The organism is Kitasatospora sp. DSM 101779, from assembly GCF_025655475.1.
Lineage (GTDB): Bacteria > Actinomycetota > Actinomycetes > Streptomycetales > Streptomycetaceae > Kitasatospora.
In genome coordinates, this window is sequence record NZ_JAHTIK010000001.1 from 1,236,364 (window position 1) to 1,252,948 (window position 16,585).

The following is a 16,585-nucleotide window of genomic DNA, read 5'->3' on the forward strand; positions in this document are numbered from 1 at the left end:
CCAGGAGGGGACCGGGCATGAGGGTAGACGAGCTGGTGCCGTTGTGGGCCGGGCGCGGCACGGGCCTCCCGGTCTTCTGCCTGCCCCACGCGGGCGGCGTCGCGTCGGCCTACCGCGGCATCGCCCGGGGTGCTCCCCCGGAGATCAGCCTGCAGCCGGTCCAGCTCCCCGGCCGGGAGACCCTCGCGAAGCTGCCGCTGTGCGACGAGGTGCCGCAGTTGGTGGAACTGCTGGGGACGGCGCTGCGGCCGCTGCTGGACGAGCCGTTCGCGCTCGCCGGGCACGGCATGGGTGCGCTGCTCGCCGCCGAGCTGACCGCCTGGCTGGAGCGCCACCGGGCCCCGGTACCGCGGCTGCTGGTCGTCTCCTCCTGCGGCGGCGACCTGCGGCCGGACGCCATGCCGACCGGCGACCTCGGCGACGCGCGGCTGCTCACGGAACTCGCCGGGCTCGGCCGGACGGCACCCGGAGCGCCCCGGGACGCGGAGACCAGGGCGCACCTGCTGGAGGTCCTCCGCAACGACCTGCGTCTGGTGCGCGGGTACCGGCCCGGCCACGAACGGCTGGCCGTCCCGGTGCTGGCGCTCGGCGGGGACCGCGACCCCGCGGTGAGCGGCGCGGCGCTGGCCGAATGGCGTCACCGGACCAGCCGTGGCTGTCGCGTCGCGCTCCTGCCGGGCGGCCACTTCGTCCTTCACGAGCAGACGGCGGCGGCCGGCGCGCTGATCGTCCACCGGCTGCGGTCGGTGGGCCGGCCGTTCGACGCCCTCCCGGCGGCGGACCGGGCACGGCTGCCGGCCGGGCTCGCCGACGCCTTCCCGGCCTCGGCCGAGCAGGTGGCGCTGCTGGCCGACCAGCGGGGGCCGGGACGGGACCTGGTCGGCGCGCACGTCGAGGCGCCGTTCGACGAGGGGCGGTTCCGCGCGGCGCTGCGCACGGTGACGGCCCGCCACGACCCGCTGCGCAGTTCCTTCGGGGTGGCCGGCTTCTCCGCGCCGGTGCAGTTCGTCCGGCCGCAGGCGTGTGCGCCGCTGGAGGTCGAGACCGGCGAGGGCGCCGCGCTCGTCCGTGGCTTCCACCGGCGCCGCCTCGCCCTCGCCGTCGACGTCGCCGAGGCGCCGGCCTTCCGCTGCCACGTCGTCCGCGAGCCGGCCTCCTTCAGCGTCTCGGTGGCCGCCCACCACGCCGTCCTCGACCGCTGGAGCGGGTGGGTCCTGCTGGCCGAGCTGATCACCGCGTACGAGGCGGAACTCAGGGGTGTGCCGGCCGAGTTGCCCGCCGTCCCGCCGGACGGCCACCGCCGCCTGGTCGGGCCCGAGTACGCGGATCCGGCCTCGGCCGCGTTCTGGCTCGCCGAGGCGAACGCACCGCCGCTGCTGCTGCCGCTGCGCGCCGCCGACGCCGTCCCCGATCCGGTCGAGGCGCGGTTCATCCCGCTGGACGAGCCGGCCGTCGGCCGCATCCGTGCGGCCGCCGACGAGGCGGGCGTGCCGCCGAAGAGCCTGTTCGTCGCCCTGCACGTGTGGTCGCTGGCGCAGGCGACCGGGCGCGACACGGACATCGTCACCGGCCTGGTGACGGACCGCCGGCCCGCGGGCGCCGGCGCGGACCACTTGGTGGGGCGGTTCGTGAAGACCCTGCCGCTGCGGCTGCGGACCACCGGCGGCAGCTGGGCCGACCAGGCCAGGCGGGCCTGGAGCGCCGAGCGGGGCACCGCGGCGCACCGGCACTTCCCGCTCGCGGAGATCGAACGCCGGCTGCGCCGGGCGCCGTTCGACGTCACCTTCGGATACACCCGGTTCCGTCCGCGCCACCGGCTGGAACACCTGGAGACCGGGGTCGGCTCCTGGTGGTCCGTCAGCCGGTCCAGCACGCCGCTGGGCGTGGACGTGCTGCTCGGCTCGCCCGACCTCGGCAGCGGTGTGCTGGTCGCCTTCGATCCCGGGCTGGTCAAGGCTGCGGTCGTCGACGAGTACGTCCAGTCCTTCACGTTCGCGCTGCTGTGCGTCGCCAACTCCCTTCCGTTCGTCATGCGTACGTTCCCCGGAGGCTGACAATGCTGGTGATCGCCTACGACCACGGTGCCGCCGCCGCCGCGGAGATCGCCACGGCGCTCTCCGCGGACACCCCGCTCGCCTTCCTCGTCCCGCGGACGGAGCACACCGTTCAGGTCCGGCCCCTGCTGGAGCAGTTGGGCACGGTGGTCGATCTCTCCGGCGGCGACGAGGACATCGCGCGGGTACGGGCGCTGCGCCCCGACGGCATCGTCACCTACAGCGAGCCGATGCTGCGGGACACCGCCCGGATCGCCGCGGCCCTGGGGCTGCCGGGCCACGGGCCGGAGACCGTCCTGCTGCTGACCGACAAGCACCGGCAGCGGCGCCGGCTCGCGCAGGCGGGGGTGGACTCCGTGCGCCACCACCCCGTCCACGCTCCGGAGGACTGGCCCGCCGCCCTGGAGGCCGTCGGGCTCCCCGCCATCGTGAAGCCGCTGTACGGCGGCGGCAGCCGGGACACCCATCTCGTCCGGGACGAGGCGGCCCTCGCCCGGCTGGCCGAGCGGCACCCCGCCGGCATGATGGTCGAGGAGTACCTGCAGGGCAGGCCGAGCCTGCCGTACGGGGACTACGTGTCGGTCGAGAGCGTCTGCGCACCGGGCCGGATCACCCACGTCTCGATCTCGGGCAAGTTCCCGATGGCTCCCCCGTTCCGCGAGCAGGGCCAGTTCTGGCCGTCGGCGCTGCCCCCGGAGGAGCTGGCCGCGGTGGGCGACCTGACCGCGCGGGCGCTGCGCGCGCTCGGCGTGGACTTCGGGGTCACGCACACGGAGGTGAAGCTCACCGCGGCGGGGCCGCGGATCATCGAGGTGAACGGCCGGCTCGGCGGGCTGGTCAACGAGATCAGCCGCCGGGCGGCGGGGGTGGACCTGATCCGCCTGGCCGGCCTGCGGGCGATGGGCAAGGACGACTGGGCCGAGCCGGCGCCGATGGACCGGGTGTACTTCCAGTACTGGGGGGCCGGGCCGGCCGAGCGGTGCCGGTTGACCGGCGTGCAGGGCGGCCGGGAGGCCCGGGCGGTGCGGGGGATCACGGCCTACCGTCCGATCGTCCGCCCGGGGCAGTGGCTGTTCGACGGCGGGATGACCTGTCAGCTGGACATGGTGTGCGGGGAGGCGGCGGACCACAAGGCCATGTTCGCGGTGCTCGACGAGGCACTGGGAAGGATCTGCTACGACTTCCGGTTCGAGGACGGGCGCACCGTCCGGCTCGCGCCGCCGCGGCCGTGGAGCACGGCCGGTGGTACGGCATCGCAGCCGGTCTGACGGCCTCCGCCGCGGCCGCTATCGCGGTGGCGGCGGAGGCGATAGCGCACCGATGCGGTGGCGATGGGCGGCCTTCCTAGCGTGAGGGTCATCAGGAAGCGCCGAACGGGGCGCGACCGCCGCAGGCTCAGCCCCGCCGACCTTTGGGAGACAGCGATGACCAAGCTCATGTCCGTACGTGTGTGCGCATGCCTGCTGGCCGCCGTGGCCCTCACCGCGGTCGCCGGCTCCCTGGAGTCGCCGGCCGGCCCCGCCCACCCGGTGCACGTCGTGGCCGACAACCCCTGGGGCCCGGGCCCGCAGTCCTGAACCCGCCGGCCACGCCGCCACCGTCCACCCCGCACCGGATCCCCCGTCACCGGCGCTGAAGAACCATCGAGGTCAGACGGGCGGCATCAGATCGCTCTCGCTGACGGTGTACGTCAGCAGGGGGTAGGTGAAGTCCGTTTCCCTGTTCTCACGGCGCCGCAGTCGGTAGAACTCGGCGCTCTGCTCGTCGTCGGCTGGCATGAGACGCGCACCCTGGGGGAGGTAGGCGTGTCCGTCGCGGAACCGGACGAAGGTCTTGGACGTCCGGAACGTCACACCCAGCCACTGGTTGTCCGCGGTCGGGACGGCCGCCTCCATGACGATCTTGTGCCTGAGCCGCCGGTTCGCCTCCACGGAGAACGCGACGACACCGTTGTGGGCGAGGGGGATCTCCAACCCGTCGACACCCGGCTCCTTCGACTCGAAGATCAGCTTCCTCCGCGGGCCCGCTTCGGGGTGCCGGTAGCAGGAGAAGACGGCGATGAACGAATCGTCGGCCAGATCGAGGGCCTGGTCGCAATGGCTGCCCATGGTCCGGTAGGCGTTCGTGTAGTTCTCGACGAGGGCGGTGTTGAAACCGACCGACAACGCCGCACGTTCCTGGATCTGCCGCGCCAGCCGCTCGTGCACCGCCCGGAAACGCTGCGCCGGGCTGCCGTACCGCGTAGTGGTACGCACGAGAGGCACGCCGTCCGCCTCGTCGGTCCTGGCAAGCACTGCGCCTCGCCGGCCCTTTCCCACGTCCTCCAGGCGGGTCGAGGCGGACAGCTCCGCAAAGACGTCCTCCTCGGCCGGCAGAGCGCACGAGATGATCTCGTCCGGGATCCTAGACCCGGGGTGCACCGTAGTCTCCCGTGTTCATGCTGAAGGGGACGTCGTCGCCGTAGTCGATGAAGGACGAGGTCCTGTTCTCCTCGGCGTACAGCCTGCGCAGCTCGTCCATTCCCTCCGGCGTGGGTGGTCCCAGCCTCACCAAGCCCCCTGCCGTCTTGCGGAACGTGTGGCCGTCCTTGTGAACGGCTTCGGCCCTCGAACAGCGCACCACGTACCCGAGGCGGGTCGGGAGCAACTCGGCGTCCAAGGTCGAGGGCCGGATCTCATGCGTGTACAGGCGGTTGGTGGACAGCGGCATGAAGAACACGGAGCCGGGGTGGAGGGTCAGGGTGAACTCCGGGGGCAGCGCGGCCCCGTCGCGCCCTGCGGTCGGCTCCTTGAGGCGGAAGTGGAGTCTGGTCAGCCCACTGACACCTTTGACGCCGCGGTCGAAGGCGTCGCCGGCCATCGGCTGCAGCCCGTCGAGCCGGTCGTAGAAGGTGCAGAAGGCCATGATGCCGTTGACGGGCATGTCCTTGGTCTTGTCGGCATGGGCCGAGATCCTGGCCTTGGACTGCTTGCGCCCGGCCGTGGCTGGGGTGTTGTGGTAGATCTGGGCGAGGACGTGATTGAGCGGCGCCGGGTTCCGGAAGACGGTGGCGGCCTCGCGGTTCAGAGCCTGGACGATGCGCGTGTCGGTCGGGCGGAAACCCTCGGTCGGCCCCGACAGGTTCGTGGAGCACCGGAGCAGCCGGAAATGCAGTTCGTCACCGTTTCGCGTGACGGGTGTCAGATAGATTCCGCTGCGATGGGCCGTGCCCGGCTTGGTGGACTCCGTCAGGGACTGGAACGCGTGCTCCGCACGGATCCGTCCGAAGTGGTCGTCGCCGAGGTCGAAGAAGCGGCGGTAGTACACGCCGGCGCCGTGCACCCGGACGGGAACCCGACCGAGGCCGACGAGGGTCCACGGTTCGTCGACGTCCTCGTGGTAGCCGTGCGACAGCTCCCGGATGACGAACACCCGCTCCGCCGCGCGCAGTCGGCGGCCACTGATGCCGGACACATCGCCGCACAGGTAGACGGTCCTCTGCGCCAGGTCCGGCGAACCGGACGCAAGCTCCTCCGGCGTGACGATGGACCCGGAGAAGTCTCTGATGAACTCGTTGTCCCGCAGCGTCGAAGGCGCAACCAGCAGGTTGTTCGCATCCTCGATGCAGGCTTCTGTCGCCTCTGTCGTGTGCATCAAGCGGTACCCGGCATTCGCAGATCTTGGTCGATTACTCGAAACCGTGGACATGGCAACGGCCGGCTGCGCTGTCCTGCTCGCCGCCGTCGGCCCCGCCGGCCGGGGTGGCGCGGGCGTCCGCCGCTGGTGCGGGGAGGCGTCCTCCACGGTGCGGCCCTTCCTCGTCCGACGGTCGGTCAGAGCCATTGTGCGGCAATCCCGCCCCCGGTGTGCGAGGCACCCGGTCCACGCCCACAGGTACCGTCCTACGGACGTGTATCGAGCCGCGATCCTCAGCTGCAGGGGTGGGTCGCTCGCCGAGAGCCCGCGCGTGCCGCGCACCGGGCGCGGCGGATCAACCGTGCGTCGGCGGAGCTGTCCCCGCACACGCATCCGGAGTCGGACGTCGAGAGCCGTTCGAGCTGTGGTGGCCACCGAACGGGTGCCGAGTCCGAAAGCGCGGTGCGCCAGACCGCCTCCGTGTATCGTCCGGATTCATGGCCGACTTGGCAGGGCAGTGGCGGGAGTTGAACAAGGCGTACTGGGACGAGCGGGTGCCCATTCATCTGGGCGCGGCCCTCTACGACTTGGAGGGGTTCCGCGCCTGGCCCGATTCGCTGAAGGACTTCGAGACGGCTGAGGTGGGGGACGTCAGGGGAAGGCGCCTGATCCATCTGCAGTGCCACTTCGGCCGGGACACCCTGTCGTGGGCGGCACGAGGAGCACAGGTCACCGGGCTGGACTTCTCCCCACCCGCAATCGAAGCCGCTTCTCGGCTCGCGACCGAACTCGGCATCGGCGCGCGCTTCCTGACCGCGGACGTCTACGACGCGGTCTCGGCGGTCGAGGGGGAGACCTTCGACATCGTCTACGCCAGCTTCGGGGCGCTGAACTGGCTTCCCGACATCAGCCGCTGGGCGTCGGTGGCCGCCGAACTACTCGCTCCCGCCGGGTGCCTGTACCTTGCGGAGTTCCATCCCTTCAGCTTCGTCCTCGACGACGAGACCGGAAGCACGGTCACGCACGACTACTTCGACGAAGGTCCGGAGGCCTCGGGAGGCCCCGGCACCTACGCCGACGGGGCGGCGACGACCGAGCACAACGAGACCGTCGAGTGGCGGCACAGTCTGTCGACCGTGGTCTCGGCGATCGCCGCAGCCGGGCTACGGATCCGGTTCCTCCACGAGCACGACCACACCTTCTACCTCCAGCGCCAGTCGCTCGAGCGCCACGACGGCGACATCTACCGGCATCCTGAGGGCGCTCCGCGGGTCCCCCTCACCTACTCGATCCGCGCCGAGAAGGCTTGAACCACTCGACCCGGCGCCGATCGGGTATGCGGGCCCCGTGCTCGGGTGCTGCGTCGGTTCCGCCGGCGCGGCTGCGTGCACCGCCTGGCCCGAGACGCCGGTGTCTCCCAGGCCACCGGAGGGCTCCACGCCCGACATCACGGCCGCAAGCATCGGTCGGAATCGTGCACCGGGTCGCCCACCCTCTCGATGAGCGTTCACGCACGCAAGGCCCGGCGCGCTCCTGGCCGCATCGCCGACCGCCGAGCCGCACGTCCGACTCGCGGCCTCACTACCGGAATTTCCGGGCGCGCGTACTAGGATCCGGCTTTAGCGTCCCTCGATCGACCGTTGCTCACCCAATCGATAGGAAGCCCGATGATCGGCGTTCTCGTGACTTTCACGCAGACCGAAAAGTTCGATCGTTCAACTCTTGCAAAGATTGCCGGCGAACTCCGAGCACCGTTCGAAGGCATGGCCGGTCTTCGGTTCAAGAGCTTCATGCTCGACGAAGACGGCGTTCGGGCAAGGAACTTCTACGTGTGGGACGACGAGGACAAAGCCCGTGCCTTCTTCACGGAGGAGATCGTCGACAAGGTGACGGGGATTTACGGCGTCCCGCCCACCGTCGAATACCTCGATGTCGTTGGGTTCGTCGACAACTCCGGCACCTGATTCTCCCTCCTACGGCTGCCCGGTCGCCTGTGAGGACACGCCGTAGTGGTCGACCCGGCCCAGTCGCTCCAGGGCTGTGCGGGCGCGGGCGAGGGCGGCCTTGTGGTCGTGTTCCTCGAGCACCCGAAGGGCCTGCTCCAGCAGGTTCCGGGCACGTGTGTCCAGGCCCTGGGCGATGCAGGCCTCCGCCAGGCTGACCCGTACCTGTGCGGCCGCGTGCAGGTGTCCGGCCGCCTCGGCCGTGACGAGGGCACCCTGCAGGCTGCCGGCGGCCTCGGCGTAGTCGCCTCTGGCCATGTGGGTGTCCCCCAGGCCGTGCTGGACGATGCACTCCCCCAGCGAGTCGGCCTGCCGCCGCACGATCGCGAGGGCCTCCCGGTACCACCGGAGTGCGTCGTCCAACCGCCCTTGGCCGAGGCAGAGTTGCCCCAGCCGGTGGAGGCTCATCGAGGCGACCCGCGAGCTGCCGATCGACTGGCAGATGCGCAGCGCCTCGGTCAGCTCCTGCTCGGCGCGGCCGGGGTCGCCGCCCGCCGCGTGGATCGGCGCCATGTTGGACAGCACGTGGGCGCGGCCCAGCGGGTCGCCGGCCAGCCGGAACAGCTCGGCCGCCCGCTCGTACCGGCGGAGCGCGCCGTCCAGGTCGCCGACGGTGTGCAGGCAGAGCGCGATGTTGCGGTTGGCGAGGGCCGTCCCGCCGGTCTCGTCGAGTTCCTCGAACAGTGCCAGCGCTCTCTCCAGGTACGGCAGTGCCTTCCCGGCCTGCCGCTGGGAGAGGTACAGCGATCCGAGGGAGCAGCGGACGGCCGCCTCGCCGCGGACGTTGCCCTTCTGCTGGACGAGGTGCAGTGCCGTCTCGTGGCTCTCCTGCCAGTCGGCGTAGTGCTGGCGCACTTCGAAGAGGGTCACCAGCTGGGTGGCGGCCTCCCAGCACTCCTCGTCGAGGCCGTGCTCGGCGGCGAGGGCGACCGCGGCGAGCAGTCCGGGCCGTTCGGCGTCGAGCCAGCCCAGCGGGTCCGCGAGGACGTGCCGGACGACCGCCTCCGGTGCCTGCCAGCGGCCCGAACCGCCGCGGACGACGGTGTAGTTGCCGCCCCACAGCTGTGCCTGGGCGAGGTCCATCAGGCCGAGCCAGCCCGCCAGGACGGCGCGGACGGTGCCGGCGCGCTGCTCGGCGGGGAGCCGGTCGGCCGACTCCCTGAGGTAGAGGCGGACGAGGCTGTGGAAGCGGTAGCGGGGGTTGTCCGTGGGTTCGGCGTCGGTGGGGACGAGCAGTTGGCTGGTGGCGGCCTCGTCCATGACGTCGTTGGCGTCCTCGGTGTCGCCGCCGAGGATCGCGCCGGCCATCCAGCCGGGCAGGGCCTCCGCGCCGAACAGGCTGAGGTCGCACAGGAGGTCGCGCAGGTCGGGCTTGAGGGTGTCGAAGGTCGAGGAGATGGTGCTGCGCACGGCCCGGTTGCCGTGGGCGAGTTCGTCGAGCCGTCGGCGTTCGTCGTGGATGCGGTGGGCCATGGAGGAGATCGTCCGGTGCGGCGAGGCGGCGAGGCGGGCTCCGACGATGCCCAGGGCGAGCGGCAGCCGGTCGATCTCGCGGACCAGCTGGGCACTGGCCAGCGGCTCCTGGGCGACCCGGCGGTCGCCGACGATCCTGCCGAGGAGTTCGACGGCCTCGGTCTGGGTCAGGACGTCGAGGTGGACGGTCTCCAGTTCGGGCAGGCCGGTCTGCGGGCGCCGGCTGGTGACGATGACGCCGCAGTCCGGCCCGCCGGGCAGGAGCGGGCTGATCTGGTGCTCCTCGGCGGCGTCGTCGAGGATGACCAGGATCTTCTTCTCGGCCACCCGGCTGCGGAACATCGCGGCCCGCTCGTCGAGCTCGTCGGGGATGTCGCCGGGCGGGACGCCCAGGGCCCGCAGGAAGTGGTCGAGGACCCGGATCGGCGCCGCGGTGACGGTGTTGCTGCCGTGCAGGTCGTAGTAGAGCTGCCCGTCACCGAACCGGTCCTGGAGGGCGTGGGCGACGTGGACGGCGAGGGCGGTCTTGCCCGTCCCGCCGGGGCCGTACAGGTTCACCGCGCGGAAGGGGTGGTCCTCGGGCCCGGGCTGATCCGCCAGTACCGCGGTCAGCCGGCGGACGGTCTCCTCGCGGCCGATGAAGTAGCGTGACTGCCTGGGGAGTTGCCGCGGCGCTGCGGGACCTTCCGGCTTCCCGTAGCCGGGGTTCAGCTCCGGTGCGTCCCGGAGTATCTCCTGTTCGAGGCGGCGCAGTTCGTCGGAGGGTTCGATGCCGAGTTCCCGTACCAGCAGGCGGCGGCCCTCGCGGTAGATCTGGAGGGCGTCGGAGCGCCGGCCGGCTCGGTGCAGGGCGAGCATCAGCTGGCCGCGGAGCTTCTCCCGCAGCGGGTTCTCGGCGATCCGGTCGGCCAGTTCCTGGATCAGGCCCCGGTCGCGGCCGCGCAGCAGCTCCAGGTCGAAGTACTCTTCCAGGACGGTGAGCCGTTCCTCGTCGAGGGCGACCGCCCGGCGCTGCAGGACGTCGCTGTCCACGCCGCCGAGCGCGGGCCCCCGCCACAGGGCGAGGGCCTCCCGGTAGGTGCGCACGGACGTCTCCAGGTCGCCGGCGTCGCTGGCGGACCGGGCGCTGCGGACCAGTTCGGTGAAGCGGTCGATGTCCCGGCTGCCCGGCTCCAGCATGAGGGCATAGCCGACGGGGTGCGTGACGAGGGCCTCGCTCATCCCGACGACGCCCAGGGTCTTGCGCAGGGTGGAGATGCAGATCTGGATCTGGGTGCGGACGGTGGTCGGCGGGTCCTCGGCCCACACCACCTCGCTGAGGTGTTCGACGCTGACGATCTCCCGCGGCCGGCAGGCCAGGGCCGCCAGCAGGAGCCTGCTCCGCCTGGCCTGGAGGGGTACCGATGTGCCGCCGCGCGTGACCTCGAACGGCCCGAGGAGTGCGAAGTGGACGTCGTCGTCCGCATCGTGCGGCTGCAGCCCCATCTGGTTCCTCTTCTGGTGGATTCCGTCCGGTGGGCCCGATCGGGCTGCCCTGCCTCGTGAGCGGGCGGCGACCGTGTGTGGCGATACGAGCCGCGGGTAATGCTCGCATGCTTCATCCGTAGGCGAAACCAGTCTGTCGACTCGGTGTCAACTTCCTTTCGGAACAACCGATGGGACGGGTCGGGCCGCCTCCCCGGGTGCCCGGTCGACGCGGGGTCACGGATCACGCCGCCGGGCCTGGTGGGCGCAGGGTCATGGCGACCGGCATGCTGCCGAGGCCGGCGATGAAGTTGGACCGCAGACGGCGGACGGGGCCGGCGGGCTCGATGTGCTCCAGCCGCCCGAGGAGTTCGGTGAGGAGCTCGTTCAGGGCGAGCCTCGCCAGGATCGCGCCCAGGCAGTAGTGGGCGCCCACGCCGAAGGTGATGTGGCGGTTCTTGGTGCGCCGCAGGTCGAAGCGGGCCGCGTCCGCGAAGACGGTCTCGTCGCGGTTGGCCGAGCCGACCCAGGCGGCGACCGCCTCTCCCTTGCGCAGCAGCCCGCCCTCCAGTTCCACGTCCTCGACGGCGTGCCGCAGGAAGCTACTGGCGGGGGAGGTCCAGCGCAGGCCCTCCTCGACCAGTGAGGGGACGAGTTCGGGGTGCCTGCGGGCCTCGGCGAGCTGGTCGGGGTGCTCCAGCAGGGCCAGGACGGTGCCGGTGAAGGCGTGCGGGGTGGTGGCGTTGGCGCCGAGCAGCAGGCTGTAGCAGTTGTAGACGGTCTTCGCCCGGGTGCCCAGCCCGGCCAGGAGGTCGAGGAGGTCGCCGCTGCCGTCCGGCCTGGCCGCGGTCTGCTCGGTGAAGTAGGAGAAGAGTTCGTGGTGGGCGATGGCCAGGGTCGCGTGCCGGCTGCCGACCTTGAAGCCCGGGTCTTCGGGGGACGCGGCCATCGACGTCCACCGGACGAGGTCCGGCCAGTCCCGCTCGGGGATGCCCATCAGTGCCCCGGTGAACATCATCGGGAAGTCCAGTGCGGAGGTGACCAGGTCGAAGGGCTCGCCGGCGGCGGCCGGGGCGAGGACGGCGCGCGCGGCCGCCCGGATCCGGGGCCGCGCGGCCTCCAGGGCGGTCCGCTGCAGGGCGTGCTGCAGCGGGCGCCGCAGCGCGGCGTGGTCGGGCGGGTCGGTGGAGACCATCATCTGGCCGGCCGCCTCGTCGCCGTGGCCGAGCTGGTCGAGCAGGCTGCCGCGTTCCGAGGTGAACGCGCGGGAGTCGCTGAGGACCCGGCGGACGTCCTGGTAGCGGGTGACCGAGGCGAAGCCGCGGCCGTCGGGCAGGGTCTGCCGGTGCAGCGGGGCGGCCCGGCGCATGTGCGCCCAGATCCGGTGCGGGTCGCCGTCCGCGTGCAGAGCGGGGTCGAAGAGGTTCACCGAGCCGAGGTCGACCTCGGGGGCGGCGGCCTCGGGGGCGGGCGCCGGCCGGGGGTCGCTCGCGGTCTGCTGCGTCATGACGGTCACCGGCCCTCCCCCGGCCGGTCCGGTGCCGCGACGGTGGCCAGCGCGGCGCCGAAGGCGTCGACGTACCGGTCGACCAGCGCGCCCGGTACGAGCTCCGGGTCGTGGGCGACCACCACGCCGCTGCCGAGGTCCGGCGCGTCGATCATCGCGTCGACACCGAGCGGGAAGCTGGCCTTGTCGTAGGACCACCACTCGTCGACCTTGAGGTGCAGGTCGTCCACCTGCCGGTACGGGTGGAAGTGGGTGAAGTTGAAGGACACGTCGAAGGCCGGCCGGCCCAGGCCCTGCTCGATCGCCGACAGCGGGTAGCGGCGGTGGGCCAGCAGGCGCTGCTCGGCCTCCCAGGTCCGCCCGGCCTGCTCGACCCAGTCGCCGTCGAGGGAACGCAGGCGCAGCGGAACGGTGTTGAGGAAGAGTCCGATCAGTGCGGCGGAACCGGGCACCTCGGGCCTGCCGTTGGTCACCAGCCCGGTCACCACGTCGCGGTCGCGGCCGGTGGCGGCGGCCAGTGCGCGCAGGTGCAGGGAGAGCAGCAGGCTCTTCAGGGGTACGCCGGCGTGTTCGGCGGCGGCCTCCAGGCGGGTGACGTCCTCGGGGCCGAGCGGGAGGTGGCGGGTCTCCACCGGGTCGGCGACGGTGCCTTCCGGGCGGTCGGTGAGGAGCAGCGGCGGCACGTCGGCCTCGGTCCGCCAGAAGGGCGCCGACTCCGCGGCGGCCGTCTCCAGGGCGACGAACCGGCGGTGGCCGTCCGGCGGCACGGCCGGCAGCTGCGGCGCGCGGCCGGCCAGCTCGGCGTCGTAGCAGGTGAGGAGCTCGACCATGAGCTGGGCCATGCTCCAGCCGTCGATGATCGCGTGGTGGATGGCCAGGGTGAGCCGGAAGGCGTCGGGCTCGCGGGCGATGTGGATGCGGAAGGCCGGGGGCGTGGCGCAGTCGATGCCGGTGGCCAGGTGGCGCTCGCGGAAGGCCCGGACGAGCGCCTCGCCGTCGCCGGACTCGATCTCCACCGGGACGGTGACCCGGGGGTGGACGAGCTGCACGGCGGTGGAGAAGGTGGCGAGGTCGAAGGAGCTGCGCAGCAGTGGGTGGCGCCCGGTCAGCGTGGTGAGCGCCGCCCGGAACCTGTCCTCGTCGAACGGTGCGTGGACGCGCAGGCCGACGAGGTCGTTGTAGAGGCTCGCGTCGCCGGCGAGTTCGCAGAGGTAGATCAGCCCGACCTGCAGGGTGGAGGCCGGGTAGGCGTCCTGCAGGCCGGCGGGCAGCAGGGCGCGGTCGGCGGCGCCGAGTCCGTCGAACGGCCGGTGGGTCCTCTCGGGTGCGGCGGCGGGGGTGAGGAGCGGTACGAGTTCCTCGACGGTGGAGCTGGTGAGGAGGCCGCGCAGGGGCAGGTCGAGGCCGCGTTCCTTGAGGTCGCCGACGACGGCGAGGGCGATCAGCGAGTCGCCGCCGGCGGCGTAGAAGTCGTCGTCCAGGGTGATGCCGTCGTCGTCGAGGTGGTGGCGCAGCACGTCGAGGAGGGTCTGCTCGGGTGTCCTGACCTGCTGTTCGATCAGTGCGGCGAAGGTGCCGGGGTGCTCGAAGACCGCGAAATGGCCTCCGGGGAGTACCTCGACGTGGGCCCCGGCGGTGGTGCGGCTGCGCCAGGTGGCGAGTGCCTCGGGGTCGGCGTCGGGGTCGGCGGTGCCGCCGACGGCGAGGATCGGGACGTCCACCGTGTCGTAGGAGGGCCGGTAGCCGCGGACGAGGCCGAGGTCGTTGCGGATGGTCTCGAGGATGAAGGCGAGCATCTCCTCGTTCTGCAGGACCTCGGGTGCGGTGCCGCCCAACTCGGTGAGCACCTGGGCCAGTTCCTGGTCGGTGCGGTCGTGGGCGGCCATCCGGTTGTGCCGGAAGTCGCCGGCGTAGGAGGAGACGACGAGCAGTTCGGGCTTCGGTCCGCCGTTGCGCTCCAGCCAGGCGGTCAGCTCGGCGGCGATCAGCGAGCCCATGCTGTGGCCGGCGAGGGCGAACGGCCGGGCGAGCCGGGGCAGCAGGCGCGGGCCGAGCCATTCGACGAGCCGGTGGGCGTCGTCGACCAGGGGCAGGCCCACCAGGTTCTCGCGTCCCGGCAGTTGCACCGGCTGGAGGTTGACGGCCGGGCGCAGGTCGCGGGCGAGGGCGCGGAAGGCGCCCGCGCCCGCACCGGCGTGCGGCAGGCAGAAGACCGGGAGACCGGGGAGGTCGTTCTCCCAGAACGGCAGCAGATCCTCTGTCCTCATGCGGGTTCCTCTCTGGCCTGCGGGTAACGGGACTTCTCGTGGGACGCGCCCGGGTGACCACCGCGCCCCCGGGTGGGCCCACCGGCCGGAGCCGACTGCCCCCATGGTCCGAGGTGTTCGCGAGGTGCGTGAACCGGCCGGGCGTCGGCTTTCGGGGGCGGTCTCCGCCGTGCGGAGGAGGAGGCGGTCCGCCCGGGAGGCCGGCATCCGCCGCGCGGCGGATGCCGGGGCCGATTCCACTCCCGGGGCGGATGGTTCCGCCGGGCCGGCTCGGCGAGCTTGGTACGGCAGAACGAATGGCGGACCACCCGGTCCGCCCGCCGAGAAAGCGGGCACTGATGAACTCCAAGAAATTTCCCCGGGACGTGGGTGTCTACCGGGTCGACGGCGGCGAACTGGAGCGGATCGAGCGCCTGGTGGCCAAGGTGCGGCAGCAGTTCGCCACCGCCTCCGACGCGGACTTCCTGTTCCACGCCGCGAGCCTGGCGACCGGGCTGCCGGACGGCCTGGTGGACTTCCTGCGGTCGTTCGAGCTGCACGAGACCACCGCGGGCGTGGTGGTGAGCGGGCTGCCGGTGGACGACACCGCGATCGGTCCGACGCCCCCGCACTGGTCGGCGCAGCCGGAGCCGGCCTCCACCGTGCGGGAGGAGATCTTCTTCGTGCTGCTCGCGGCGTTGCTCGGCGAGCCGTTCGGCTGGTCGACGCTGCAGTCCGGCCGGATCATCCACGACGTGCTGCCCGTCCGGGGCGAGGAGACGACGCAGAGCGGCCACGGCAGCACCGACCTGCTGGAGTGGCACACCGAGGACGGTTTCCACCCCTTCCGCTGCGACTACCTCGGTCTGATGGCACTGCGCAACCCCACCGGGGTGGCCACCACCTTCGCCGGGGTCGGGAACCTCTCGCTGCCGGGTGAGGTGACGGAGGTGCTGCAGCAGCCGCGGTTCCTGATCCGGCCCGACACCGAGCACCTGCGCACCGGCATGGCGGGCGGCAGTGTGTACGACATCGCCGCGCGCACCAGCCCGGTGCCGGTGCTGTTCGGCAGCCGTTCCGAGCCGTACCTGCGGATCGATCCGTACTTCATGGACGCCGTCCCCGGGGACCCGGACGCGACGCACGCGCTGAAGTGCGTGGTGGCCGCGCTGGAGGCGGACCTGGAGGACCTGGTGCTCGACCCGGGCGAGGTCGCCTTCGTCGACAACTACCGTGCGGTGCACGGCCGGCGGCCGTTCGAGGCGCGGTACGACGGGACGGACCGCTGGCTGAAGAAGGTCGTCGTCGCCCGTGACCTGCGCAAGTCCCGGGAGTTGCGGAGCAGTGCGCGCTCGCGGGTGGTGGCATGATCCCGCAGGCCGCGGCGCGGCCCTTCCTGCTGCGCGATCCGGAGCACTTCCGGATCGAGTTCGAGATCAATCCGTGGATGGCCACCGGTTCGCAGCCGAGTCCGGACCTCGCCCGGGCCGAGTGGGAGGCGCTCGGGGCGGCGTTGCGCGGGGCGGGCGGGGTGGTCCACACCGCGCCGTCCGACCCGGACTGGCCGGACATGGTGTTCCCGACCGACACCGCCGTGGTCAGCGGCGGCCGGTTCCTGCGGTCACGGTTCAGCCGGCCCGAGCGCGGCGGCGAGGCGCAGTTGGCCGCCGAGTGGCTGACCGGGAACGGCTGGCAGGAGATCCCCACCGCGGGCTGGGACGAGGCCGCCAGTCTGGAGGGCGGCGACGTGCTGGCGTTCGGCGAGCGACTGCTCGCCGGGCACGGGATGCGCAGCACGGTGCAGGCGCACGCCGGTCTCGCCGCGGCCTTCGGCCGCGAGGTGGTGCCCGTCCGTCTGGTGGATCCCCGGTTCTACCACCTGGACATGTCGGTCTGTCCGCTCGACGACCGCCGGGCTCTGGTGTTCCCGGGGGCCTGGGACGCGGAGAGCCGCCGGCGGCTGCTGGAGCTCGTCCCGGAGCCGCTGGTGGTGACCGAGCAGGAGGCCATGACCTTCTGCGTGAACTCGGTGGTCATCGGCACCTCGGTCGTGATGTCCGCGTGCCCGGCGCGGATCGGCCGGCAGCTCGAGGCCTGGGGCTTCGAGCCGGTCGTCACCCCGATCGACCAGTTCACCAAGGGCGGCGGCGGCATCCGCTGCATGACCCTCGACCTCGATTTGCTCGCCCAAGGCGTTCCCGCCGTCCGACAGTAGGAGCAGAA

12 protein-coding genes are annotated in these 16,585 nt (G+C 72.3%); 7 read left to right on the forward strand and 5 right to left on the reverse strand.

Annotated elements, in window-relative coordinates:
- Positions 1-17 precede the first annotated feature (17 nt).
- The 3 genes from KSNIM_RS05740 to KSNIM_RS05750 all read left to right on the forward strand — a co-directional run bounded on the left by KSNIM_RS05740 (position 18) and on the right by KSNIM_RS05750 (position 3,631).
- The gene (locus KSNIM_RS05740) at positions 18-2,054 is read left to right on the forward strand and encodes a thioesterase domain-containing protein (RefSeq protein WP_263102127.1); all 2,037 of its coding nucleotides are present in this window, start codon (positions 18-20) and stop codon (positions 2,052-2,054) included.
- Positions 2,055-2,056: 2 nt separating this feature from the next.
- A complete protein-coding gene (locus KSNIM_RS05745) occupies positions 2,057-3,322 on the forward strand; it encodes an acetyl-CoA carboxylase biotin carboxylase subunit family protein (RefSeq protein ID WP_263102128.1) in 1,266 nt (421 codons plus the stop codon).
- A gap of 156 nt (positions 3,323-3,478) precedes the next feature.
- Entirely contained in the window at positions 3,479-3,631 is a 153-nt protein-coding gene (locus KSNIM_RS05750) for a hypothetical protein (protein ID WP_263102129.1), read from the forward strand.
- 72 nt (positions 3,632-3,703) lie between these two features.
- Here the strand turns inward: KSNIM_RS05750 and KSNIM_RS05755 are convergent, their stop codons facing one another.
- Together KSNIM_RS05755 and KSNIM_RS05760 are read right to left on the reverse strand one after the other, a co-directional pair.
- A complete protein-coding gene (locus KSNIM_RS05755) occupies positions 3,704-4,474 on the reverse strand; it encodes a hypothetical protein (RefSeq protein ID WP_263102130.1) in 771 nt (256 codons plus the stop codon).
- Complete coding sequence (locus KSNIM_RS05760) at positions 4,458-5,687, reverse strand: hypothetical protein (RefSeq protein WP_263102131.1); 1,230 nt, start codon at positions 5,685-5,687, stop codon at positions 4,458-4,460. Before KSNIM_RS05760 ends, KSNIM_RS05755 begins: the two co-directional genes overlap by 17 nt.
- Before the next feature lie 479 nt (positions 5,688-6,166).
- On the opposite strand from KSNIM_RS05760, the gene KSNIM_RS05765 reads away from it, so the two are divergent.
- A complete protein-coding gene (locus KSNIM_RS05765; RefSeq protein WP_263102132.1) occupies positions 6,167-6,979 on the forward strand; it encodes a class I SAM-dependent methyltransferase in 813 nt (270 codons plus the stop codon).
- A gap of 357 nt (positions 6,980-7,336) precedes the next feature.
- Positions 7,337-7,633, forward strand: coding sequence for a hypothetical protein (locus KSNIM_RS05770; protein ID WP_263102133.1), 297 nt, complete (start codon positions 7,337-7,339; stop codon positions 7,631-7,633).
- Positions 7,634-7,642: 9 nt separating this feature from the next.
- Here KSNIM_RS05770 and KSNIM_RS05775 read toward each other — a convergent pair whose 3' ends face one another.
- The 3 genes from KSNIM_RS05775 to KSNIM_RS05785 form a co-directional block, all read right to left on the reverse strand.
- Positions 7,643-10,630: an AfsR/SARP family transcriptional regulator gene (locus KSNIM_RS05775; RefSeq protein ID WP_263102134.1), complete on the reverse strand. Its 2,988-nt coding sequence runs from the start codon at positions 10,628-10,630 to the stop codon at positions 7,643-7,645.
- 223 nt (positions 10,631-10,853) lie between these two features.
- The gene (locus KSNIM_RS05780; RefSeq protein ID WP_263107844.1) at positions 10,854-12,116 is read right to left on the reverse strand and encodes a cytochrome P450; all 1,263 of its coding nucleotides are present in this window, start codon (positions 12,114-12,116) and stop codon (positions 10,854-10,856) included.
- Positions 12,117-12,121: 5 nt separating this feature from the next.
- Positions 12,122-14,383 (reverse strand): condensation domain-containing protein, encoded by a 2,262-nt coding sequence (locus tag KSNIM_RS05785; RefSeq protein ID WP_263102135.1) that lies wholly within the window; start codon positions 14,381-14,383, stop codon positions 12,122-12,124.
- 296 nt (positions 14,384-14,679) lie between these two features.
- Between KSNIM_RS05785 and gntD the strand changes: the two genes are divergently transcribed.
- Entirely contained in the window at positions 14,680-15,732 is a 1,053-nt protein-coding gene (gene gntD, locus KSNIM_RS05790) for a guanitoxin biosynthesis L-enduracididine beta-hydroxylase GntD (RefSeq protein ID WP_263102136.1), read from the forward strand.
- On the forward strand, positions 15,729-16,577 hold the full coding sequence (locus tag KSNIM_RS05795; protein WP_263102137.1) for a dimethylarginine dimethylaminohydrolase family protein: 849 nt from the start codon (positions 15,729-15,731) through the stop codon (positions 16,575-16,577). The genes gntD and KSNIM_RS05795 overlap by 4 nt, the downstream gene beginning before the upstream one ends.
- Positions 16,578-16,585 lie beyond the last annotated feature (8 nt).

Excerpts from the sequence above, each read along its gene's own strand:
- KSNIM_RS05740 (WP_263102127.1), top strand. The coding sequence starts at position 18 with ATGAGGGTAGACGAGCTGGTGCCGTTGTGGGCCGGGCGCGGCACGGGC.
- KSNIM_RS05745 (WP_263102128.1), top strand. The coding sequence starts at position 2,057 with ATGCTGGTGATCGCCTACGACCACGGTGCCGCCGCCGCCGCGGAGATC.
- KSNIM_RS05750 (WP_263102129.1), top strand. The coding sequence starts at position 3,479 with ATGACCAAGCTCATGTCCGTACGTGTGTGCGCATGCCTGCTGGCCGCC.
- KSNIM_RS05760 (WP_263102131.1), bottom strand. The coding sequence starts at position 5,687 with ATGCACACGACAGAGGCGACAGAAGCCTGCATCGAGGATGCGAACAAC.
- KSNIM_RS05765 (WP_263102132.1), top strand. The coding sequence starts at position 6,167 with ATGGCCGACTTGGCAGGGCAGTGGCGGGAGTTGAACAAGGCGTACTGG.
- KSNIM_RS05770 (WP_263102133.1), top strand. The coding sequence starts at position 7,337 with ATGATCGGCGTTCTCGTGACTTTCACGCAGACCGAAAAGTTCGATCGT.
- KSNIM_RS05775 (WP_263102134.1), bottom strand. The coding sequence starts at position 10,630 with ATGGGGCTGCAGCCGCACGATGCGGACGACGACGTCCACTTCGCACTC.
- KSNIM_RS05780 (WP_263107844.1), bottom strand. The coding sequence starts at position 12,116 with ATGACGCAGCAGACCGCGAGCGACCCCCGGCCGGCGCCCGCCCCCGAG.
- KSNIM_RS05785 (WP_263102135.1), bottom strand. The coding sequence starts at position 14,383 with ATGAGGACAGAGGATCTGCTGCCGTTCTGGGAGAACGACCTCCCCGGT.
- gntD (WP_263102136.1), top strand. The coding sequence starts at position 14,680 with ATGGCGGACCACCCGGTCCGCCCGCCGAGAAAGCGGGCACTGATGAAC.
- KSNIM_RS05795 (WP_263102137.1), top strand. The coding sequence starts at position 15,729 with ATGATCCCGCAGGCCGCGGCGCGGCCCTTCCTGCTGCGCGATCCGGAG.